At 58.5% G+C, this 23,531-nt stretch carries 18 protein-coding genes; 3 read left to right on the top strand and 15 right to left on the bottom strand.

Translation table 11 applies throughout. From position 1 onward, the window contains the following. Window positions 1–205 precede the first annotated feature (205 nt). The 3 genes from G449_RS0110290 (at window position 206) to groL (ending at window position 5,648) form a co-directional block, all read left to right on the top strand. A complete protein-coding gene (locus G449_RS0110290; RefSeq protein WP_022659229.1) occupies window positions 206–3,283 on the top strand; it encodes a hypothetical protein in 3,078 nt (1,025 codons plus the stop codon). Between the two features lie 382 nt (window positions 3,284–3,665). Then, window positions 3,666–3,953: a co-chaperone GroES gene (gene groES, locus G449_RS0110285; protein WP_022659228.1), complete on the top strand. Its 288-nt coding sequence runs from the start codon at window positions 3,666–3,668 to the stop codon at window positions 3,951–3,953. Window positions 3,954–3,995: 42 nt separating this feature from the next. Continuing rightward, window positions 3,996–5,648, top strand: a complete 1,653-nt coding sequence (gene groL, locus G449_RS0110280; protein WP_022659227.1) for a chaperonin GroEL — start codon at window positions 3,996–3,998, stop codon at window positions 5,646–5,648. Between the two features lie 172 nt (window positions 5,649–5,820). Here the strand turns inward: groL and G449_RS0110275 are convergent, their stop codons facing one another. From G449_RS0110275 to G449_RS0110205, 15 genes are all read right to left on the bottom strand, one after another. Next, window positions 5,821–6,798, bottom strand: a complete 978-nt coding sequence (locus G449_RS0110275) for a 2-hydroxyacid dehydrogenase (protein WP_022659226.1) — start codon at window positions 6,796–6,798, stop codon at window positions 5,821–5,823. Between the two features lie 213 nt (window positions 6,799–7,011). Then, complete coding sequence (locus tag G449_RS0110270) at window positions 7,012–9,624, bottom strand: PEP/pyruvate-binding domain-containing protein (RefSeq protein WP_022659225.1); 2,613 nt, start codon at window positions 9,622–9,624, stop codon at window positions 7,012–7,014. Window position 9,625: 1 nt separating this feature from the next. Next, a complete protein-coding gene (locus tag G449_RS0110265) occupies window positions 9,626–10,003 on the bottom strand; it encodes a response regulator (RefSeq protein ID WP_022659224.1) in 378 nt (125 codons plus the stop codon). A 50-nt stretch (window positions 10,004–10,053) separates the two neighbouring features. After that, window positions 10,054–11,757, bottom strand: coding sequence for a sensor histidine kinase (locus G449_RS0110260; RefSeq protein WP_022659223.1), 1,704 nt, complete (start codon window positions 11,755–11,757; stop codon window positions 10,054–10,056). Beyond that, window positions 11,757–14,384 carry a PEP/pyruvate-binding domain-containing protein gene (locus tag G449_RS0110255; RefSeq protein WP_022659222.1) on the bottom strand — a complete coding sequence of 876 codons (2,628 nt, stop codon included), beginning with the start codon at window positions 14,382–14,384 and terminating at the stop codon, window positions 11,757–11,759. The genes G449_RS0110260 and G449_RS0110255 overlap by 1 nt, the downstream gene beginning before the upstream one ends. A 166-nt stretch (window positions 14,385–14,550) precedes the next feature. Then, the gene (locus G449_RS16800; protein ID WP_022659221.1) at window positions 14,551–16,068 is read right to left on the bottom strand and encodes a FliI/YscN family ATPase; all 1,518 of its coding nucleotides are present in this window, start codon (window positions 16,066–16,068) and stop codon (window positions 14,551–14,553) included. A 6-nt stretch (window positions 16,069–16,074) separates the two neighbouring features. Beyond that, window positions 16,075–17,676 carry a FliH/SctL family protein gene (locus G449_RS0110245; protein WP_022659220.1) on the bottom strand — a complete coding sequence of 534 codons (1,602 nt, stop codon included), beginning with the start codon at window positions 17,674–17,676 and terminating at the stop codon, window positions 16,075–16,077. Window positions 17,677–17,713: 37 nt separating this feature from the next. Beyond that, a complete protein-coding gene (gene fliG, locus G449_RS0110240; RefSeq protein WP_022659219.1) occupies window positions 17,714–18,709 on the bottom strand; it encodes a flagellar motor switch protein FliG in 996 nt (331 codons plus the stop codon). A gap of 46 nt (window positions 18,710–18,755) precedes the next feature. Continuing rightward, the gene (locus G449_RS16795) at window positions 18,756–18,923 is read right to left on the bottom strand and encodes a hypothetical protein (RefSeq protein ID WP_022659218.1); all 168 of its coding nucleotides are present in this window, start codon (window positions 18,921–18,923) and stop codon (window positions 18,756–18,758) included. 16 nt (window positions 18,924–18,939) lie between these two features. After that, a complete protein-coding gene (fliF, locus tag G449_RS0110230) occupies window positions 18,940–20,583 on the bottom strand; it encodes a flagellar basal-body MS-ring/collar protein FliF (protein ID WP_022659217.1) in 1,644 nt (547 codons plus the stop codon). A 322-nt stretch (window positions 20,584–20,905) separates the two neighbouring features. Next, the gene (gene fliE, locus G449_RS18695; protein WP_022659216.1) at window positions 20,906–21,352 is read right to left on the bottom strand and encodes a flagellar hook-basal body complex protein FliE; all 447 of its coding nucleotides are present in this window, start codon (window positions 21,350–21,352) and stop codon (window positions 20,906–20,908) included. A 54-nt stretch (window positions 21,353–21,406) separates the two neighbouring features. Next, a complete protein-coding gene (flgC, locus tag G449_RS0110220; protein WP_022659215.1) occupies window positions 21,407–21,844 on the bottom strand; it encodes a flagellar basal body rod protein FlgC in 438 nt (145 codons plus the stop codon). Between the two features lie 72 nt (window positions 21,845–21,916). Next, complete coding sequence (gene flgB, locus G449_RS0110215; protein WP_022659214.1) at window positions 21,917–22,330, bottom strand: flagellar basal body rod protein FlgB; 414 nt, start codon at window positions 22,328–22,330, stop codon at window positions 21,917–21,919. Window positions 22,331–22,559: 229 nt separating this feature from the next. Then, a complete protein-coding gene (locus G449_RS0110210) occupies window positions 22,560–23,090 on the bottom strand; it encodes a 3'-5' exonuclease (protein ID WP_022659213.1) in 531 nt (176 codons plus the stop codon). Between the two features lie 2 nt (window positions 23,091–23,092). Next, window positions 23,093–23,515 (bottom strand): hypothetical protein, encoded by a 423-nt coding sequence (locus G449_RS0110205; protein ID WP_022659212.1) that lies wholly within the window; start codon window positions 23,513–23,515, stop codon window positions 23,093–23,095. Window positions 23,516–23,531: the final 16 nt, after the last annotated feature.

Below are 23,531 nucleotides of genomic sequence, written 5' to 3'. Positions count from 1 at the left end.
TGGAGCGGCCATCCGCGCAGAAGACTGCTTTTTGCCATTTAACGGCAGTATGGCCTTTTTATCAATGCAGTTGAGCGCATGCCCGACGGCAGAAACATGACGCTGGACTTTCGCGCACTTGCACTGCATCATAAGCATATATGGTCAGCTTGCAGGGCATGCAGCCGCTGCAAATATCTTTAAGCACTTTTTCCCGACATTATACATGCTCAGTTCTACAAGTACCACTACCAACGGTTCCTCAACCGATGGACGCGAACGCGCGCACCGGAAGTTTTCTTCATTGCTGTTCGACAGGCAGGACCACAAGCTCATCCAGATGGTGAACGCCTTTGTGGACGCCCGCGCCCAGGATCACGCCCTGCGCCAGCCCGAACCGGGCCTGCACCCTCACGGCATCATTGAAATGACCTCCTCGCACGGCCTGCGCCTTGCCAGCGCCGTCATCGTGCTGCTGGAAAGCCTGGAGGCTGGCGGCCCCAGCGAGAGATTGCAGGCTCTGCGCCGCTTGCACGACGAGGTTCTGTACTCCACGCATTCTTCGCTGCAAAACAATACAGCGCGCGTGCTGGTGCAGATCATGAAAGACCTCGTGCGCTCGCATAACGATGCCAGCCACCAGTTGCCCCTCGCGCACGAATTTCATCAGGCAGTGCGCGGTACGCCGCGCATTGTGCGGGCATTGCTGCGCAAATACCACCTGCTTGAAATGCCGGAGGAATGGAACCAGCACGCCTTTGACCACCACGTGCACGACGCCAATACCAAGGGACGCAAAAACCCCACCCATCTGGTCATGGATGCGTGGATCAAGGGCATCCGCTTTTTGACGGTGATCTACTACAATACCGTTGACCCGGAGGCGGCTCAGGAACTGCTGCGCGCTGCGCGCATCATGGACATTACAGTGCGCATAGGCATTGAGTTCAAGGCCACGTTCCGCGACAAACTGGTGGAATTTACATGGTCGCCGCTCAATACCGAAACATCCAGGGCTTTTGACAACCTGCTGCACCGCAAGGACATCACAGACGCGCTGCGCAAGTACGCGCCCGTCAACGACTGGATGCGCGCCTACGTGCTCAAGCTCCTGCGGGCTTGGAACGAAAGGCACGCCGCCTCGCTGGCTGCCCGCTGGGATATGCCCGCGCCTGCCCCCATCAAGGAAGAGACTTTTCTTGCCTATGTGGGTCAAAAGCAGCCGTCCTCGCTGCATCTTGCCGAATTTATTTATCATCAGCTTGAGCCCATGCGGCAGTTGCGCGGCGAACGCTTGCACGAGGCTCTGGCTGAAGAAACCAATCCCACCCGTGCCGCCAAGCTGCGCGAAAGCCTGACGGAACTGACCGACATGGTGCCCGACATGCTGCGCGAAGACTGGCTCGGCCCGGAGGCCAACCCGGAGATCGTATTCCCCTACAAGCCGCACAAGGATTTGCCCGCTATTTTGCAGCAGTCGCCGGAATTTCTGCTGGAAAACATCTATCCGCTGCATCCCTGCCAGATTGTGCTTAATCTTGCCGGGCTGACGGAACAGGACGTGCTGGAACTGCTGTGGCTGGGCCGTGGGCGCATTACCCACCTTGAGCTTTTCAACCTGCGCGAGTGGACTGCCGGTCAGCTTGCCCATGTGGAAGAAATCAATACCCTGCAAAGGGCCGTCAACGAGGGCAGCACCCCGCGACTCAAGCAGGTCATCCGCAGCATTATCAGCAAGGAGCCCAAGGATTCCCCGCGCATGCCCCTGTTTCAGGAGATTCTGGGTCATATTCCGCAGTTGCAGGAATTTTATGCGCTTTCGCCGCTGGGTTCGCGCATCGGCACGGATTCCACCAGCCGCTCGCACCACACCCACGGCATGGGGCTTGTGTTTGTGGAAACCCTGCCCCCCAAGGCTCGTGCTGCCCTGCGCAACGAAGATAACGCCCTGCGGCTCACCCTGCCCGTGCATACGGATATTTACCGCTTCACGCACTACCATGAACCAACGCAGCCGCAACCCTTGTGGCAGCGCCTGCTCAGGCGCATTCCCGGCCTTGGCAATCTGGGCTGCCACCGGGTGCGCGGCTGGGGCCTTGAAAAAAATACCACCAGCGTGGGGCATGACGGCAACCTTGTGACCCTGGGCGGTGTTGACGCCAAGGGCGTGAACCGCGAAATGCAGCAGACTCCCGGCCCGGAAAAAGGGGAAATCCCCTTCTGGTCGCCCGAATACATGAACAGCGACATTGTCAATGTTCTCAAAATCCTGGCTGGTTTTTTGCCCGCGCAATGGGCCTTCAGCTACGTGGACGGCTGGTGGGTGCTCACGTGGTTTGGCGCGCTCATTTGGTTTGCCATTACAGCGGTGCGCAACGTGGGGCAGGCTGTTGTGGGCGGCGGGGCCTTTACCCGTTCTGTGCTTGTGCCGTGGAAACGCTATGTGAGCTGGAGCCGCATGGCCGATTCGCTGTTCTACACCGGCATATCCGTACCATTGCTTGAAGTTGTCGTGCGCCTGTGGCTCTTGCAGGACTTCATGGGCCTGACGGTGCAGGACAATGCGCTTGCGGTCTATACTGTCATAGCCATGATCAACAGCGCCTATATTTCAGGGCACAACATTTACCGGGGCCTGCCCAAGGAAGCCATAGTCGGCAATCTCTTTCGCAGCGCCCTTTCCATTCCGCTGTCCATGCTCATGGGTCAAGGGTTGCTGCTCTGCTTTACCGCAATGCACCTGCCTGATCCCATAAGCCTGATGCAGAACTGCGCGGCCATTGTTTCCAAGTGCTCGTCCGACATGGTGGCATCCATCATCGAAGGTTTTGCCGACCGCAACATGTATCTGCGCATGCGGCAATGCGATTACGACAGCAAGTTTACGCAGATATACAAAAGCCTGACGCGACAGGAACTGCTGTTCCCCAGCAAAGACCTTGAGACAATGCTGCAAGACCCTGCGGAATACTGGCGCATACTGTACGGAAAAGACCGGGCAGCAGCCCGGCAAACTGTAACGCACCTCCTGGACATGATGTACATGTGGTATTATCAGCCCCGCGCCCGGGAGGTATTCTGGCGCAAGCTGTGCGCCCTGCCGCAGGAGGAACGGCGCATTGTCATTGGCATGCAAGCCCTGCTCTCGCTTGAACGGGAAATCAGCACCCTCATTCTTGAGGGCCTGCTGAAAAAAGATTTTGCCCGCGCACTGGCCTTTTATCTGCAAAACAACAGGGCCTATGTGAAGGAACTTCGCCGCGAGGCGCGGTCAAAACTGGGCGCATGCCCCTGCCTGTGCTGATTCGGCACGGGCCAAGGCAAGCAAAGGACCCGGCTTCCGGGCAAGTCGAGCTTGACGGCACGCCCTGCCTCCGGTAGTGCTCCTTGCCCAAAGTATTGAGCGCGGTTACGCCGCAGAGAAAAAGGCATCCGGAGCGGGGTCAATTTCAACATGCTTGATTTGTTTGATTTTTTATTTTTTTTGCAAAAAAAGTAAAAAAATCAGTCCAAACCCCTTTTCAAGCTCCGAGCGCGTCTTATTTCTATGCCGGTGCGGAACTGAAGCGAAGTGTAACTGGCTTCGGTTCATAACGCGCAATATTTCCAGCGCGGCCACTGCGATGCGGCCGCTGCTGCGTCCTAGATGGACAATAATAATATCATTTCCGGGAGGATTTGACGTCATGAAGCTGAAGCCCCTTAACGACCGTGTGCTGGTCAAACGCCTTGAATCCGAAGAAAAGACCGCCGGTGGCCTGTTTATCCCTGATACGGCCAAGGAAAAGCCTTCCAAGGGTCAGGTTGTTGCTGCCGGTCCCGGCAAGGCTGGGGAAAATGGCGAACGCGTCGCTCTGGCTGTGAAAGCGGGCGACATGGTGCTGTTCAACAAGTATGCTGGCACCGAAGTCAAGCTGGACGGCGTTGATCACCTTGTGATGCGCGAAGAAGACATTCTCGCCATTATCGACTAACTCCCACTGCTGCCGAATTATATTTCAGGAGGAAAATTTCCAATGTCCGCTAAAGAAATTCTTTTTGACGTTAAAGCCCGTGAAAAACTTGCCCGTGGCGTCGACAAGCTCGCCAATGCCGTTAAAGTGACCCTCGGCCCCAAGGGCCGCAATGTTGCCATTGAAAAGTCCTTCGGCGCTCCCGTCATCACCAAGGACGGCGTGACCGTGGCCAAGGAAATCGAACTGACCGACAAGTTCGAAAACATGGGCGCCCAGCTCGTCAAGGAAGTGGCCTCCAAGACCTCTGACGCCGCTGGCGATGGTACCACCACCGCCACCATCCTGGCCCAGGCCATCTACCGCGAAGGAACCAAGCTTGTGGCCGCTGGCCGCAACCCCATGGCCATCAAGCGCGGCGTGGACAAAGCCGTTGAAGCCCTGATCGCCGAGCTTGCCAATCTGGCCAAGCCCACCCGCGACCAGAAGGAAATTGCCCAGATCGGCACCATTTCCGCCAACTCCGATGCCACTATCGGCAACATCATCGCCGAAGCCATGTCCAAAGTGGGCAAGGAAGGCGTGATCACAGTTGAGGAAGCCAAGGGTCTGGAAACCACCATGGACGTGGTGGAAGGCATGCGCTTTGACCGCGGCTACCTCTCCCCCTATTTCGTGACCAACACCGAAAAGATGGTCTGCGAAATGGACAATCCTTACATCCTCTGCACCGAGAAGAAAATCTCCAGCATGAAAGACATGCTGCCCGTGCTTGAGCAGGTTGCCAAGGTGAACCGTCCGCTCATGATCATCGCTGAAGACGTGGAAGGCGAAGCCCTTGCCACCCTGGTGGTCAACAAGCTGCGCGGCGCCCTGCAGGTTGTGGCTGTGAAGGCCCCCGGCTTCGGCGACCGCCGCAAGGCCATGCTTCAGGATATCGCCGTGCTGACCGGCGGCCAGGTGGCTTCTGACGACACCGGCTCCAAGCTTGAAAGTATGACCCTTGCCGAACTTGGCACCGCCAAGCGCGTTGTCATCGACAAGGAAAACACCACCATCGTTGACGGCGCTGGCAAGGGCGACGACATCAAGGCCCGCGTGAAGCAGATTCGCGCCCAGATCGAAGACAGCACCTCCGACTACGACCGCGAAAAGCTCCAGGAACGTCTGGCCAAGCTCGTGGGCGGCGTGGCCGTTGTGCACGTTGGCGCTGCTACCGAAGTGGAAATGAAGGAAAAGAAAGACCGCGTTGAAGACGCCCTGAACGCCACCCGCGCTGCCGTTGAAGAAGGCATCGTGCCTGGCGGCGGCACTGCGCTGATCCGCGTTTCCAAGGTGCTGAACGACATCAAGCCCGCCGATGACGACGAACTTGCTGGCGTGAACATCATCCGCCGTTCCATTGAAGAACCCCTGCGCCAGATCGCCCACAATGCCGGCTTTGAAGGCTCCATCGTGGTCGAAAAGGTTCGCCTGGGCAAGGACGGCTTCGGCTTCAACGCCGCCACCGGCGAATACGAAGACCTCATCAAGGCTGGCGTTATCGACCCCAAAAAGGTTACTCGCACGGCCCTGCAGAACGCCGCTTCCGTGGCCGCCCTGCTGCTGACCACCGAATGCGCCATTGCTGAAAAGCCCGAACCCAAGGGCGCTGCTCCTGCCATGCCCGACATGGGTGGCATGGGCGGCATGGGTGGCATGGGCGGCATGTACTAAGCCAGCCCAACAGCTCATACGTTTGAAGAATGAAAAAGGCTCCCGCGAAAGCGGGAGCCTTTTTGTTGCGCTGACAAAGTCGGCGCAACAAAAAACAGGAGTAGGCTGCGGCTTGCCCGCGCGGGTAATGCCGTTGTCTTAGCGCCCTACCCTCAACAAATTTCAAAATAAATCAGTTTGATACTTGCCGTGCTTCGGGGTTGAGGCAGTTGGCGGGCAGCTTGCCGTCCAGGGCTGCAAAAATCTTTTCCGCACTGCTGCGCCCCATGTTTCTGAATCCGTCCATGGTCGCCGCCCCCTTGTGCGGTGTCATTAACACATTGGGCAGATCGCAGAGAACAGGAAGCACCAGCGGTTCGTTTTCAAACACATCCAGCCCGGCCCCGGCTATCACGCCGTTTTTCAGGGCGCTGGCAAGCGCGGCCTCGTCCACAACCTTGCCACGCGCTGTATTGATAAGGATGGCATGAGGCTGCATGAGTTCAAGCTCCCTGCTGCCGATATATTTTTCCGTTTCCAGCGTCAGCGGCATGTGCAGGCTGACAAAGTCGGACAGCCGCAGCAGATCATCCTTGCTGACATAGCGCGCGCCCGTACTGGCCTCAAAATTCTCGTTACGGTGACGCGCGGTGTAGAGCAGCGACATGCCAAAGCCTGCGGCCCGGGCTGCCACGGCTTGCGCAATACGCCCGCTGCCCACGAGGCCCAGTGTTTTGCCAGAAACGCGCAGGCCCAGGTTGACCGTCATGGGCCAGGGCCTTTCTCCGCTACGCACAAAGGTGTCGCAAGCGCGCAGTTTACGCGCCACGCCGAGCATGAGTGCAAAGGCCATATCAGCTGTGTCATCGGTGACAAAGCCGGGATTGTGCGTCACCCATATGCCGTTGCGGGTGGCAGCGGCTATATCCACATGATCAAAACCAACGCCAAAGCAGGAAATAACCTTGCAGGTCGGGGCCATGGCATCAATGACATCCGCGGGCAAGGCCACCACCGGCGAAAGAACGCCATCGCATCCGCGTACCGCTTCAACCAGCTTTTCGTGCGGTAAACCGCCGCCGGGGCCCATCTCCACATCACAGCGGGTTTGCAGCGATTCAAGCGCCTCGGGCACCACCGTACGCGGAACAAAAATTCTTGGTCTGCTCATGAACTCTACTCCAGAATACGAAAAACTTAGGACAAACAGAGGCGCAACCCGCCGGATAGTCCAGCGCAGTCGCCTGTTTTTTGTAGTAAACAGCTAGGAATGTAATGGCAAGGAAGATAAAGGGGTGCCCCCGCGCCGCACTCGGCGCAAAGGCATAGCCAGCGTACAGGTTTCTCTGGAAGGTAGCACCGTGAACGTGTGCTGAAAAAACCTCTAATCGCCCGCCGGTAAAGGCCTGTCGAGCAACGAGGCCATGTCGCCGCCCAGTTTTTCCCTGAGGGACGCGGCACGCTCCTGCTCCAGCATAATCATGTCCACCTGTCGGGTATGGATGAGCAGATAGCCGATCATGCGGGTTTTTTGCAGAATATCGGCAGCGGGGAAGTTTTCCGCCACGGCAAAGAGCGAATCGTCCTTCACATCAGCGCGGAAACCGTGCGCCTCCAGCAGGTCGGCAACCATTCGGGCGCGCAGACGGCGGCGCTGGCGGTCAGCGGCACCGCCCTTGAACTGGAAGCTCACAAAATTTTCATGATTATTTGCGCCAGCCAGACTTTCAACCGTGCAAAAATGGTAGCCGTAGCGTGCCTGCAAAATCATGTAATTATCAGAAATGATAAAAAAGTTTTTGTTGGACATGGCATTGGGCGCTGTGCTTTCCAGATCCGGATTCATGGTACTTTCAATCATCACACTCATGAAGCCAGAGGCGCTTGCCGCAGGCGGCCCGGCCCAGGGCACGGCCACCATGCCGTCCCACAGGGCCAGCATGGGCGTACTCGCTATATCGGCGATATCCACCACCGCGCCGCCCACATGCCGCCTGAAACCGCCGCCCATGTCCACAATCCAGTACTGAAGCTTGACCCCGGCCTTGAGCTGCTTGCCCATGCGCTGGTTTACGTCCGAGCCTTCCTCGAACATGAGCTGCACGGATTTTTCGTGGCAAAAGCGGGTGATGTCGTGCAGAGTCTGGCAATGTTCCGGCGCAAATTCCGGTGATTCCGGGTCCAGCAGATGCAGGGGAACTATCAGGGTCGCCAGGGCCTCAAGCCGCTGATGCACAGGGCTGCCTTCCATGAGATTGGGCGGCTCCGACACATGGGCGGCAAGCTCGGGATTCAGCCCCGCGAATACGGCGCAGCGCACGGCATCCAGAGTGGCGTCTCCGGCGTTATCCAGCAGGCTGCAGGCCTTGGGCAGGCTGAACACGGCTGGCAGGCGGTATTCGCGCGCCACAGAGGCCAGATGGCCCGCCATGCCGCCCGTCTCGCTGACCATGCCAGATGCGCGGGAAAGCAGGGGGGCCCAGCGGGGCAAGGCCCGTTCGACTACCAGAATGCCGCCCTTGGGGAAGGAAAGCATGTCCGCTTCCTTGCGGGCAACAAACACAGGCCCCATGCCCACGCCGGGGCTTACGGCAACGCCCCCGCAGGCCAGCATGGAAAGGCCTTCGGGCAGATTTTCCGCCAGGATTTTACACTCGCCCGATCCCACCGCTGCGCCGTCCGCAACATCGCCGCGGTTTTCCGTGGCGGCATCCGCCTCGTGCAGGGGGCGGCTTTGCAGCACCACAATGCGGCCGTTGCGGGAATCAAGCGCCCATTCCACATCCTGCGGTTCGGCGTAGTATTCTTCCAGCGCCAGCGCAACCTGTGCAAGGTCTGCGGCCTGCGCATCCGTAAGGCTGGCTGGCACGCCAGCAAGCCCTGCAAGAGTCTTGCTTATAGGCTGCGGCGGATTGGTGCGGGTAAAAATAAAGACATCAGGGGTAACTGCGCCGTCCACCACGGCCTGAGGCAGGCCCGGCACGGCATTGAGCAGCACCTGCTCCTGCCCGCGCGCGGCAGCCACAGGATCACGGCTGTAGGCCACGCCGCCAGCGGCAGCGGGCACCATGGCAAGCACACCCACGCACATGGGCGCAGCATCGTCAGGGATACCGTGCTGATACCGATAGCTCATGGCCGTCACGGCATACTTGCTGGCGATAATTTCTTTCCAGACTTCGCAGGCTTCTTCCGGCGGCACGTTAAGCTCGGAGCGGTACTGCCCGGCAAAGGAGACACCAAGCGAATCTTCGCCCACGGCGCTGCTGCGCAGGGCAAGGGCAAGGCCCGGTCCGGCCCGGCGCTGCATGACGGCCACGGCCTCGGTAATTTCCTGCTCCAGCTCCGGCGGCAGGGGCGCACTGAGCACGGCCTGCTGCAAGGCCGCAGAAAGGCTGAAAACTTCATCCAGGCTGTGCATATCCGTAGCCTGAATGCGGCGGTTCAGCTCGCTGTGCAGGCCGCTGTATTCCATAAAACGGTAGTAGGCGCTGACCGTCACGGCAAAACCATCAGGCACGTCCAGCCCCGCGTGGGCCGCCACTTCACCCAGATTGGCCATCTTGCCGCCCACAAGGGTAATGTGGTGCAGGCGAATATCGCCAAGCGGCATGATATTGGGGCCGTCCTGATGCGGCTGATCTTCGAGCAGATTCTGCATCTGCTCACGAATGCGGTCAAAAGCCTGCTGCAAAGGCTCGTAGCCTTCATCTGAAAGCGCGTTGAGGTCGCGCACCATCTGAAAAACCGCCGTTACGGCGCGAGTACTCACGGCATGCACATAATCCATGCCAAAGGGCCGCGCGCCAGAGAGGTGCTCCTCCACATCGCTCATGGCCTCAAGGGCTGTCTTGTTGGACGACAGCAAGCGGCGGAAGCGCGCGCAACGCTCCCTCAGATGGGCCTTAAAAGCCTCCTCACGCGCAAGCTGTTCCGCGTCCGGCTCATCCGAGCCATCGCGCACCAGCCACTTTCGCAGGCAGTCGAGCAGCGTCATGTCACATAGCGGACCGGGCCGCTTCCTCCATCTTGATAATCAGCTCGCTGATGGCCACGGGCTTGAGCATGTAGTCATACGCGCCAAGATCAAGCCCCTGCACGGCCACGCCCATGCAGGCATGCCCCGTAAGCAGAATAACGGGCAGGTTGGGGGCTTTTTCCTTCATGTGGCGCAGGGTTTCCAGACCATCCATGCCGGGCATGCGCACATCCATGACCACAATCTGGAACGTCTCGCCCGATTGCAGGGCCTGATCCAGCAGATCAAGGGCCGACTGACCATCGGGGGCGGTTACAACTTCCATTCCGCGCCGGGTAAGGCGTTTTTCCATCAGTTCCAGAAATTCCACTTCATCGTCCACAAACAATGCGCGCATGGAGGCCTCCTTCATATGGCAGCATGCCCCATTGGGGCCGCCTAGTGGTATTATGCTTCTGCGCTTTCTTCAGGCGCGAGCTGCGGCGGTTCCGCAGGCAGAAAAATATTGAATGTGGTGCCGTGCCCAAGTTCGCTCTGCACGTCTATGCGTCCACCGAGCTTTTCAAGAATGGTGTAGCAGATGGCAAGGCCAAGCCCCGTGCCCTCGCCCACCTTCTTGGTGGTAAAGAAGGGGTCAAAAATCTGCCGCAGGGTTTCCTGATCCATGCCCGGCCCGGTGTCGGTAAAGGAAACACGCACCCCGTTGCGCCAGGGCTGCGTGCTGACGGTCAGGGTGCCATTCTTGCCCATGGCATCAATAGCATTGTCTATCACATTGATGAATATCTGTTCAAGCTGGGCCGGGTCGGACAAAATTACGGGAACATGCGCATCGTACTGCCGCACAATGGCTATATTGCGGTTGGCGGCCTCGGTTTTGAGCATTTCCACGGCCTGATCGGCCAGGGAACTGATAAGAATTTCCGTGCGGCCCGGATTCATGCGCCGCCCAAAGCCCAGCATGCGCTGCGTTATGCCCTTGGCGCGTTTGACGTGCTGCTCGATTTTTTCCGTGCTATCGAAAATTTCTTTGTAATTCTTCATGGTTGACGGGTCTTCATCGTCCAGCAGGTCGCGTATCCAGCCCGCGTTTTCCTGAATGAGCATCAGGGGATTGTTGACCTCGTGTGCCACGCCAGCCGCCATCTTGCCCAGAGCGGCCATCTTGCTTGACTGCAGCATGCGCGCGTCAATGTGGGCCTGCTTTTGATCCGAGGCTTCAAGTGAAGCCACAAGCCGCCGGGTGCACAGCTCCGCGCCCATGCAGGTCAGCGCGCCGCCAAGCAGTGTAAAAAAGAGTATCAGCGCCTTGAGCTGCCGCAAGGGCTTGAGGCTGTCACGCACATCGTCCATGACCACCAGCACCCAGGGCATGGAATCCAGCCGCATCAGGGCCACCAGCATTTCTTCCCCGCTGGGGACGACCGAGCGCATGGTAACCACATTGTTGCGGGTCAAATTTTCCTGCGGCAGGGCAAAGTTACCCATAATAGGACCGTAGAAACGCGAACCCGTCTGCAACACTCCAGTGCTGCTGACGATAAAAGCATCGCTGTGCGGGCCGGAATATATGCGCCGCAGCAGTGCGTCAATGGCGTCCATGTCGATGGTGGCGCGCATTATATAGGAGCGCCCGCCCTCGTGCCGCAGAACGGCAATGATAAAGTGCGGCACGTGGCGGTAGCCCATGAATACATCGCTGACATACACGCCCTTGCGCAGCACTTCCGAGAACCAGGGGGCCTCGGAATAATTGGCGTCCCGCAGGTCAAACGGCCCCACATAGGAAACATGGCGGCCATCCATACCGATAATGCCCAGATCAACAAACGAACGGCTGTTGCTCTGCATCACGCTGAAAATTTCGCTCAGGCGTACGGGATTGCTGAGATCAGAATACGGGTGGGTGAAAGCCAGGTTTTTGACCTGCGCGATGCGCTCCACCATGAAGGTATCAAGAGCGCGGTGCTTGCTGCTGATGACAGCCTCGATACCCGCGGTGATTTTTTCGTCATAGATGGCGCTGAGCCTGTCCAGACAAAACATCCCCAGAGCGACCAGCGGCGTGAGCGCCATGAGCAGCAGCGTTATCAGCAAACGGCGATATATGGCCCTGTAGCCTCTGTGGGATGCAGGCACGGTGGACGACATTAACGGGCCTCCTGGGATGGAGAATCAACAACGCCAGCCAGGGATTCTCCCCTGAAAAGCGCCCGGCAGTGGGCCAGCATTTCCTGGCGGCGGGCCGCAACCTGGCCAGGGTCCTGCATGATCATGTCGAGCTGGCGGGTATGGATGGTCATATACCCTGCCACAGCCAGCAGGCGTTCGCCTTCTTCCTTATCCATATCCTTGAGCGTGGCGCTCACGGCATCGTTGCGCACAACGGGCGAAAAGCCGAATTCCCAAAGGATATCGGCAACAAAGCGCACCCGCAGAATACGGCGCTCAATGTCGGCAGCGCCGCCGCGCAACTGAAAATTCAGATAGTTCTCGCTGGTGCGCTCCGAAAGGCGCGCCTCGACCGAAACAAAATGGAAGCCAAAGCGGGAATGCAGACTGCAATAGTCGCTGGAGATAAGAAAATAATTTTTTTCTGTGAAATACGCCGTCTGCGCGGCTGGATCCAGATTGGGATTGGCTGTGGCCTCAAAAAGCACAGATAAAAAACCCTTGCCGTCCACAGGCGGCGGCCCCTGCCAGGGGTGGGCGTTCATGCCCTGCCACAAGGCTTTCATGGGCAGCGAGGCAATATCTTCCACGTCAATGACAGGCCCGTTGGGGGTGCGCACAAAACCATCGCTGAGGTTGACCACCCAGAACTGCTTGACCACCTTGTCCCGCAGTTGCTTGATGCGCTGCGGCGCGTACTTTTTTTCCGAGCCGAGGCTGAACATGGCGCTCACGGCCTTTTCGTGACAATAGCGCACTATGTCGTGATAGGTGGCGCAGTTGGCCGCCTTGAAGTCCACGCTGTCCACCTCAAGCGTCAGAGGCAGAATGCGGCGGGAGGCGGTTTGCAAAATCTGGTACACGGGGCTGCCGGGCATATAGTCCTTGCCAGGCGGAACTTTGGGCAGCAGGGAATCCTGCCGGTTTTCGTACACTGTGCGCAGGTCTGCGCACAGTGTAATTCGCTGGTCACTTTCCACAACTTCCGTGGCCCATTTGAGGCCAAAGACGGCGGGCTTGCCGAACTCCCGCGCCAGCGAAGCCAGACGCGAACCCTGAAAACCGCGCTCCGCCACAATCCCGGCGGCGCGGTCAATGAGCGAACCCCAGATGTAGTTGTCGTCCGGCACCACAAGGATACCGCCCGTGGGGAACCTGCGTGCGTCTTCCCAGCGGCGGGCCACCCATGCAGGACCGGATACGCGACCCGGATTGACCGTAAATCCCCCCTCCAGCAGCAGGGCATCGTCCAGCGCCATGGCTGGCTCCGGCAAGGCGGGTTCTTCCTCCTGCGGCAAGGACATGGGCCGCGCCATAAGCATAAAAACCCGGCCTTCGGGGTTGCACACCCAGGTGAGCACCTCGGGCCTTCCGGCGGCTTCTTCCACCGCGAGCGCAAGCTCTGCGGCGCGTATGGCGGTGGCATCGTCCAGCACCGGGCGCTTGGCTTTATAAGGACGGCGGTCTGTCACCGTGTGCGGCGCCGCGCGCGAAACACTTATGGCATCTACAGGCATGGTGGAATATTCCACCTCCTGCGGCAAACCCGCGCAACCGTAGACATGCACATTTTCACTGTGCGGGGTCAATGGCGCGGATGACTGGGCAATGCCGCCAAAACAGCCCTCATCCACTGCCATGCAGGTGAGGCAGACGCCAGCCCCGCCTTCTGTCAGCCCGCGCGCACGGCGATAAACCAGAGCCTGAGCGCGCTGCTTGCTGGACAGGGTTACGCGCACTGCGCGCAAAATATCATCGTCATGCGCCTGCAACGAAACAGGCGGGCCCCACAGCACAACGCCGCAGCCTTCGCCCTCGCCCGCTGCAGGCGGCCATACGCGCCCGCGCAGCAAAAGCTGCATGGGCTTGTTGCAAAGGCCACGCAGACGCTGCACCTGCTCAAGGATAGCTGCGGCAAGGTCTTCCGGCAGGGGGGTTCCCTCCACCAGCGCGCCCAGCTTTTTTGAAAGCCGCGCCAGATGGTTGGGGGCCAGGCCGCCAGCAGCCTGAATGCAGCGGTTGATCTCGCTTTGCAGGTCGCCGCTCTGAAAATAGTGCTGGCACCCCGCCGCCGTGACCACAAAGCCCTGCGGCACAGCACCGGGAAAATGGGGGCGCAATTTTTCAAGCCGGGCGGTTGCGGGATCCACCAGTACCCTGCCCTCGCTGTGCAGAGCGGCCAGGCATCCGGCATCGTCCTGACACAGGGGAACGACCAGCGGCCCGAGCAGACAGGCTTCCGGCTCGTACACTTCTTCCGCCACCAGTTTTTGCAGCTCGCCAAAACGGGCATAGAGGGCAGGGCAAGGCGCAGGATCAAGCCGCTCAAGCTGCTTGATGCACTGAAAAACCTGGGTGGCCATAGAGGTGCAGAGCGCCCGCACACGGTACAGGCCAAAGGGGTGGTCGCAGCAAAGGGTGTATTCCAGATCGGTCATGGTTTCCTGAAAGGCGTTCCATGCCGTAAGAAACAGGCGGAAGGAGTGGTGCCGCAAGGCAAAAAAGCGTTGGGCTTCCTCCGCCGCACTGACGGAAGAAGAGGAAACGGCTTCGTCGCCCCGGCGGGCGCCTCGCGTTAAAAAGCCCAACAGACGGCTCAAGGACATGGCGGCTCCACAAGATAAGGCTGTAAACCTGCGACAACGCGAAAAACCGCGCAGCGCCAACAGTTACACATTGAACCTAGCACAGCACCAAGCCGCCTTCAAGCCGCATGTGACAGAATTCCCATTCTCAAAAAAACAAATCTGGAAAAGAAAATTATGGATAAAACTACAGCGGCGCAACGCCGTTGGGCTGTTGCGGCACAGGCATGCCGCCCTGCGGATCGCCTTGCGGATCGCCCTGCTGGCCATCGTCCATATCGGCCAGAGCGCGCATTTGGGCCATGCACTGCTCCACAAACTGGGGTTCGCCCACATCCTGCCGCAAAAAGGCGTTGATGTCCGGCATCTTGGTAATGGCTGCGTCAATCTCCGCATTGGAGCCCTTGGCGTAGGCGCCGATGTTGATCATGTCTTCCACACGGCGGAAGGTGCTCATGCAGCGGGTGACAACGCGGCCCGCGAGAACATCCTGCCGGTCACAGATGTCGGAACGCAGACGGCTGATGGAACGCAGCACGTCAATGGCGGGGAAATGCCCCTGGTCGGCCAGATCGCGGGTAAGCACAATATGCCCGTCAAGGATGGAACGCACGGAGTCGGCGATGGGTTCGTTAAAGTCGTCGCCGTCCACAAGTACGGTATAAATCCCCGTGATGGTCCCCTTGGCGGAACGCCCCGCCCGCTCCAGAAGCTTGGGCAACTGGGCAAAAACCGAAGGCGTGTAGCCCTTGGTGGTGGGCGGCTCGCCCACTGCCAAGCCAACTTCGCGGGCAGCCATGGCAAAACGGGTTACGGAGTCCATCATCAGCAGCACGTCCATGCCCTTGTCACGGAAATATTCCGAAACAGCCGTGGCTGTGTAAGCCGCGCGCATGCGCACAAGGGGAGACTGGTCTGACGTGGCGATAACCAGCACGGAGCGGGCCATGCCCTCGGGGCCGAGGTCGCGCTCCATAAATTCCACAACTTCGCGCCCGCGTTCGCCAATGAGGGCAATGACGTTGACATCAGCGCGGGTGTAGCGGGCCATCATGCCCATGAGCGTGGATTTGCCCACGCCCGAACCGGCCATGATGCCCACGCGCTGCCCCTTGCCAAGGGTCAGCAGGCTGTTGACCGAGCGCACGCCCACATCAAGAATATCGGTAATGCGCGGGCGTTGCAGGGGGCTTGGTGGATCGGCATAGATGGGCACCAGCTCTGGATTCCAGTGCTTGCGGGCCTCCTCAAGCCAGTGAGGCACAAAGGGGCGCTGCTCTTCCTGCTGGCGGATAAAATCCTCTCTGGAGCTTTCCCCAGAGGGCAGGGGCGAAACGTAGAGTTCTGCGCTTATGGGCGCACCGGCATCCAGTGGGGTGCCAAAGGCGTCAAAGGCGCGGCCAAGCAAATCCGGCCCTACGGGAAACACCGGAGGCAGACTTGTGTTGCGGATACGGCTGCCGGGGCGGATGCCCCGCATGTCGCCATAAGGCATGAACAGGAGATTGCCCTCGCGAAAGCCCACAACTTCGGCGGCAATACCGTTGTCGCCTTCATCGGGCAGCATGTGGCACACGGCCCCGAGGGGCGCGCGCAAACCGCTGCCCTCGGCCACAAGGCCCACGACCTTGTTGACCTTGCCGTAGAGGCGCACTGGCGTGCTTGTTTTGAGCAGCTTTATGCAGGAATCTGGGTCAAGCTTCATGGCTGGCTATCCCGGCTGGCCGTTGCCCGAGCCGGGCAGAAAGCCCCCGCTGACAAAGACGCTGGAAGAAGATTGCGAGACGTGTTCCTTTTCCTCCTCCGGCAAGGGAAAAAGCTCGTCCTCAAGCTCGGCAAGGCTGGGATTGGCATTGTGTTCCGCTGCCTGAACATGGGCAGGTTCCGGAGCCTGCTCCTGTGCGGGCTGCCCTTCAACACCACCATCAGGCTGCGCCATCGGGGCCGGGGGTGATTCTGCAGGATGTGCCTCTGCCTGCACTCCGGGTTCTGGCATGGAACCCTGCATCATTTCGGGCGAGACATTGGCAAGAGGAACTGCGGCATCAGCTGGCGCAGGCTCCTGCCCTTGCTCAAAAGAATCAGCGGCAGCAGCCATATCAACAGGCCCGGATGCGGGCAAAATTTCGTTGGGTGCAAGGCCAGCGCCATCCTGCCCGGCAAAGGAGGCCCGTTCTGGCTGCGCACCTTGGGCCATATCTGGTACAGATTCTGGCGCAAATTCCTGCCCGGATTCCGGCGAGGCTTCAGCCGCCAGAGTTTCAGCCGGATGTTCTGCCGAATGTTCTGGCAACAGTTCCGGCTGGCCCGTCGTATTGACAGGTTCAACGGGCAGTTCAGGCTCGGGCTCCGCAACAGGGGCAGCTTCCGGCACGATTTGCGTCAACCGCTCAGATTCACGCGCAGCCGTGGCGCTCACCTCTTCCCCCGCCCTTTCTTCCTCGGGACGCGGCGGCAAGGTCAGATGCTCCAGAATGCCGTTGACCATTTCGCGGTAATGTTCGCGCAGATTTTCCACAGAACCGCTGACGCTCTCGGCCACAAGGCCGCCAGCCTCAACAGAAGGATCGCCGTTCACGATCCATTGGCTCAACTCGGGCACACGCTCGCGGGCGGCCCGAAACAGGTCGCTCACGGTGTCCTCGTCATCGGGGTGCACGCGGATGCTCACGGTGGCGCGGTCTTCCAGCAGTTGCAGGGAACCAAAGACCAGGCTTTGCAAAATGCGCTGATGCTCTGCCTGCAAAATCCAGCCGGTTCCGGCCTCTACGGCCACGCGGGCCAGCTCTGCCAGTTCATCGCGCCAGGCTTCGCCAAGGTTGTGACGCTGCGCCTCAAGAGCGCGCAGCATGTTGCCGAGCATCTGCCCCACATCAACGCGGAACTCCTTAAGCTCGGCCCCGGCCTGCTCCATGCCCGCCTGAAAGCCCTCATTATGCGCGTTGCCGCGGATAAACTCGGCTTCTTCGCGCAGGTCGCGGGCCTTGCCGTGCTCTGCCTCGGCCTCGGCCAGTTCTGCCTGCGCCTGCGCCTTCAGCTCTTTCGCTTCGCGCGTGAACTGCTCCACGCGGGCCTGAGCCTCGGCCCCGGCCTCTTCCAGCACCTTTTGCCTTTCGGCATAGGCTGCGCCAAGAATCTCGCGTGCGCGTTCCTCGGCCCTGGCGCGCACCCGGGCAAGATAGTCCTCCTGCTGCAGGTGCTGGGCGCGTTCACGGAGCAAGGGTTCCTGCATGGCATCAAGCTGCTGAGGTGTTGCCTCGCGCTCGCCCATGAAGATGGTGCCCCATTTTTTGCGCAACTCGTCTGACGCCATGCCGGATTCCGATGGTTACAGATTCTGCGGCGGGCCGCTACACAAACACATCGCCAGCGCCACGGCTGATGACAAGTTTGTTTTCGCCTTCAAGCCGCCGCACGATCTTGACGACATTCTGCTGGGCTGATTCCACGTCCGAGAGTTTGGCCGGGCCCATGAATTCCAGTTCTTCGCGAATCATGTTGCCCGCGCGTTCCGACATATTCTTGAAGAATTTTTCCTTGAGGTCGTCGCTGGCCCCGCGCAGGGCCAGGGTGAGATCTTCGTTGGAAATTTCCTTCAGCATTTCGCGCACGCCACGGTCATCAATATTCTTGCAGTCCTCAAAGACAAACATGAGGTTGCGAATATCTTCGGCCATCTGCGCGGAATCTTCTTCGATTTCGGAGAGCACTTCTTCTTCGGTGGCGCGGTCCACGGCATTGAGAATTTCTGCCACAGACTGCACGCCGCCCACTTTTTTGCCTTCCTTGCCGCCCATGGCGATAAGCTGGCTTGTGAGCACCTTGTCCACTTCCATGAGCATTTCTTCCGGCACGGCTTCAAGCCGCGCAAGGCGCATGAGCACCTCGGCGCGCACGCCTGCGGGAAGGTTTGTCAATAAATTGGCGGCCTGATCCGGATGCAGGTGACCAATGATTAAGGCCAGGGTTTGCGGATGCTCGTTGCGCAGAATCTGTGAAAGCAGCTTGGGGCTGACCGACTCCAGCTCGCGGAAGGGCGCGGGGCCGGTTTCAAGGCTCAGGGAGTCCATAACGTACTTGGCGGTTTCAGGATCAAGGTTTTTGACCAGCAGGCGTTTCAGCGTTTCGCTGCCGCCTGTGATCATATCCACGCCTTCAACCAGCGATTCGTGGAATTCGCGCAGCACTTCTTCGACTATTTCGCGCGGCACAGGCTCCAATTCCACGATAGCTCTGGAGATGTCGGCTATTTCCTGCCGGTCCATGCGCTTGAACACGTCAGCCGTGAATTTGTCGCCCATGGCGAGCAGCAGCACTGCAGTACGCTGTTTGCCGGTCAACTCCATCTCCCTACTCCTTCACCGAGATCCGCACTAGGCTGCTCGGGGTTGCTTATTCCTTGTCTGCAAGCCAGCGCTTGATAAGCCGCACGGCCTGTTCCATATGCTGCTCGGTAATGTGAAAGAGCCGCATTTTCAATTCTTCAACGCGCTGGTTGCTTTCTCTTTGCGCCAGGCGCAAGGCCTTGAGCTGCGAAAGCGTCGAGTTGCTTTCCGTCAATTGACGGTCTGCTGCTTTAGGCGGTAGCTGTTTCATCGTTTTTCATCCAGCCGCGCACCAGCATCACCACCTGCTCCATATGATTATCGGAAAGGGTGAAAATGTGCGACTTCAGGGCTTCAATATCTTTGAAAACCAGTTCATCGTCTTCTTCGTCTGCGGCGATCTCGTCATCTGCCTTGGAGGCCTCTTCAAGAGCCTCATACAGGGCCAGCTGCTCTTCGGCTGCGGGCAGGCCTTCAAGCCCCTCGATCATTTCACCGGCTTCAACCTTCGGCCTGATGAGGGCCAGAACCACGGGCCGCACCACAAGCATGAGGAACAAAAAGGCCAGCAGCGCGTTGAGCAGGGGTTTGCCCAGCCGTTCGGCATAATCGGCCAGCATTTCGGCAAAATTGGGATCCTTGGGCGGCTCGGAATCCGTAAACGGAGCGGAGCTTACTTCCAGAGCATCACCACGGGCCTTGTCCAGACCCACGGCATTGGTAACAAGCTGGCGCACACGCTCAAGGTCATCGGCCTTGCGCGGCACAAATGTCCACGCCCCGCTGGTCTTTTCATACGTCCCATCGATAAGGACTGCAACCGTCATGCGCTTTAAATCGCCCACATTGGATACGATTTGCTGCTCTTCCTTGTTAATTTCGTAGTTGGTGGTGCGGGTTTCGCGGCTGCCGTTCTGCTGTGAAACAGATCCGGCTATGCCATCGCCACGGAAGTTGGCGTCCGGCGACCCGCCCTCAAGATTCGAGCGGCCCTGCTGGGTTTCTTCACTGCGCTGCTCGCTGCGTACTGCGGTTTTTTCGGGGTCAAACAGTTCGCGACGGATGGTGCGCTGGCTGAAATCCATATCCACGTTGACCTTGGCGATAACTCGGCCAGGGCCAAACATGGGCTGCAACATTTCTTCAATGCGGCGTTCAAGGTTGCGCTGCACCTGCTGGCGGTGTTCCATCTGGGTGGAGCTTGCACCGGCGAGGCTGTCTGATTCCGGCTGATACAGCACCTTGCCGCCGTTGTCTGAAATGGAAACGTGCGTTTTATCCAGCCCTTCAACAGCCATGAGCATCATGTTGAGGATGGCGTTGATTTCTTTCTGGTCGGGCTTGAGGTTGGGCCGCTTGAGCTTGAGCACAACCGAGGCCGAGGGCGACTGGCGCTCCTCCACAAACAGGCTGCGGTGCGGAATGACCAGATGCACGCGTGCGCTTTCCACATTGGGGAACTCGCTGATAGTGCGCGAAAGTTCACCCTGCAGGGCGCGGGTGTAGTTTATTTTCTGCACAAAGTCGGTTTGCCCGACCTTGACCTTGTCAAAAATTTCAAAACCGATGCCCTGCCCCACAAGACCGCCTTCGCCCGCGATCTTGATGCGTTCATCATACACAACTTCCTTGGGAACAAGAATGGTTTTCCCGTTGTCCGTGAGTTGGTATATGACCTTGTCTGCCTGGAGCGACTTGATGACAACGCTGGCGTCTTCGGCGCTGAGGTTGGAATACAGCACCTTCAAGTCAGGCCGCGAGGCCCAGACAGAAAGGCCAATGGCCGCAGAGCCGATAAGCACAAATCCACCCATGACCATCACGCGCTGCATGACGCTCATTCTGGCCCAGACTGCCTTGATGGAATTGACAAGTTGCATAAGAAAAGCCGGCATATGGTAGCTCCTGCGAAGACGTGGCGTAATTCCGGCACTTTGGCCGGGCATATGCCCTGCCAAAGCAATTGCCATGCCATATTACAAAATACTGTAATTATATAACTTTTTAAAACGCTCCCCTGATTCATTCAAATTTGTGACACTGCGCCAGAAACGCCGAATCCCCCAAGGCACACACAGCCCGTGGGGGATTCGGCGTTCAGGAGTATCACGCGCGGAAAGGAAAATCTGGAATTTGTAAAATACACCTGCCCGGGCGTATCGCAACGTAATTAAACGCTCCGCGCCCCGGCGGCGAACAGCTGCTCACGCAGTTGCCCTAGAACTGCATGCGGGAAATTTCCTTGTAGGCTTCAAGCACCTTGCCGCGCACGGCAGAGGTCAGCTTCATGGCCATGCTGGATTTTTGCATGGTGATCATGAGTTCGTGCACATTCTGGGTACGGCCTGCGGCGAAATCTTCGATAGCCGCATTTTTGGCGCTGTCCAGTTCGTTAACCTTGTTCAGCGAATTTTTGATGGTGCCGGAAAAGCTGTTCTGCGGCGTCACCGGCGTGTGCGCCTGTGTGGGATATTTGATAAAATCCGCTTGGGCGCCAAAATTTTCGCCCCGGTCAACGCTATCGCGCAAAAGGCTCTGGTCAAGAGTTTTGGCAAACTGGGTCTGGCCGCCGATGGAGCCGCCCTGCTGCATGCTGCTCTGCACCTTGCTGAAATTCTGCACTGCCTCGCTGTACGCCCGCATGCCAACTGCCTGAATGCTCATAACAACCTCCGCGCTCCAAAAAAATCTTTTTTATGCTGCAACCGTGGTCAAAACCTAGCGGCCAATATCCAGCGCCTTGATGAACATGCCCTTGACGGCATCCACCGTGGTGACGTTGGCCTCGTAGTTGCGCTGGGCAGTCATGAGGTTGGCCATTTCCTCAACCACGTTGATATCGGGGTACATGACGAAGCCTTCCGCATTGGCGTCAGGGTTGCCTGGCTCGTACACCCGCTTGAAGGGCCGGTTGTCCATGGTCACGGCAGAAACACGCACGCCCTGCACCGCCCTGTCGAGGGCCGAACGCATGTGGATGGAAAAAGGATCATCCACATCTGCCGTTTGCTGCACCACGCTGCGCCGACGGTACGGCCCGCCCTGGGGCGTGCGCGTTGTCTTGGCGTTGGCAAGGTTCATCGAAATGGTGTTGATGCGGGTGCGGTCGGCTGAAAGGCCGGACGCGCTGATATCAAATGCCGTCATGAAGTCCATGGCTTCCTCCTACACTGTCCGCTGCCGGGGTTATTATGCCGCGTATGGAAGCGGCGCGGCGGCGGGCAAAAATCAGGACTGCTTGCCATCCTGGATGATGTTGTTCAGTCCTTCAAAAGACTTGCTCATCACCTGGGTAAGCGCTGTGTACTGCAACTGGTTCTTGGCATGCTTGGCCATTTCTTTATCAATATTGACGCGGTCTTCGCCGTGAACAACACGCGGTTTGACCGCCATATCCCATTCCGGCCCAAAAGAATCAGGCCTGAAAGCCGTGGGCATGTGGGAAGATTCCGTGCGGGTCATCTCCCCTCTTGCATCAAGCCCGAGGGCCGATTGCAGTTCTTTTTCAAAAGACAGTTCGCGCGGCTTGTAGTTGGGCGTCTCCACGTTGGCGATATTGCCCGCGATGACGTTCTGCCGCTGCAACTGCATATCCATGACCTTGCCCACAAGGCCTATCTGCATATTGAACATTGATTTCATATTACGTACCCCCGTGCGTCACGGAAATCTGCTTGCCAAGCCTTTAGCAACAAGCGTTCCACTGCGTAAAAAACATGTTATTCAAGGGCTTTAAAAAATAGAGAATAGGCAGAAGTCGGTATTTTGACAAAAACAAAGACGCACCGCAGGCAGAGTGCAAGCGCAAAAAAGAAAAACCCGCCCGAAAATCCGGGCGGGGTCAATCTGGCGGGAAGGGACGAACTGCGGCTTACAGTTTCATTTGGGCATCGGTGACGCCCAGAGCGCGCAACTGCAAATAGATGCGGGCGCAGGCCTCCGCATCTGATCCGGCATGATGGTGGTTCAGCGCTATCCCAAAGTAGGCGCTCACGCTGCTGAGCTTTTTGGAGGCAAGCGGCAAACTGCGGCGGGAGCCTTTAAGCGTGCACAAAAAAGGCGCACGGGGTTCCTGCGCTCCCACGGCGTGGCAGCTTGCGGCAAGCACACGCTTGTCAAAGGAGGCATTGTGCGCAAGCAGGCTGCCCGCCCCCTCAAGAAAAGTATCTATCTGCGGCCACAGTTCGGCAAAAGTGGGCGCATCCTTCAGCATGGGCCAGGTCAAACCGTGGATCTCGGTAAACATCACCCGCGAAGACGGGGGCCTGATGAGGCTGTAAAAAACATCGGTCACGCTGCCCTGCTCAATACGAGCAAGGCCCACGGCGCAAGCGCTGTGGGCCGAGTAGCCGGAAGTTTCAAAATCAATAGCTACACTACGGCTCAAATCTGTAGAAACCACACTTACTCTTTTGCGGCTTTGTGGGCGGCTTCGGCCAAACGCGCCTTGATATAGTCGCGCATGACGGCATCGTCGTCCTCGAGGTTAAAACAACGGGCATCTTCGCCCATGAGGCCACCGGGCACAAAGTCGCCCTTTTCGCCGGGGTCAGAAACCATTTCGTCATAAAAACAAATGGAAAGCCAGCGGCTTGCCGGTTCATCATCCACCACATCCAGCAGCACAAAGAGTACACGTTCGGTCTGTACGCTATGGCGCGCCCGCAGGGAATAACTTACGCCGGGCCGGGCCTTGAAAGTAAAGGAAATATTGCTGTGCGCGGCCAGAAAATCCATGTATTCCGTAAATGATTTCTTGATGTTAAGCGGGTCATCCTGCCAGGAATCAAGAAATTTACGCAGTTCTTCGGAACCTGTAACTTCCATACGCGCTCCTTTTATG

Source organism: Desulfovibrio desulfuricans DSM 642 (assembly GCF_000420465.1).
GTDB classification, from domain to species: Bacteria; Desulfobacterota; Desulfovibrionia; order Desulfovibrionales; family Desulfovibrionaceae; genus Desulfovibrio; species Desulfovibrio desulfuricans.
The sequence above is the reverse complement of the archived record's forward strand: the minus strand, read 5'-3'. Positions and strand labels throughout refer to the sequence as shown.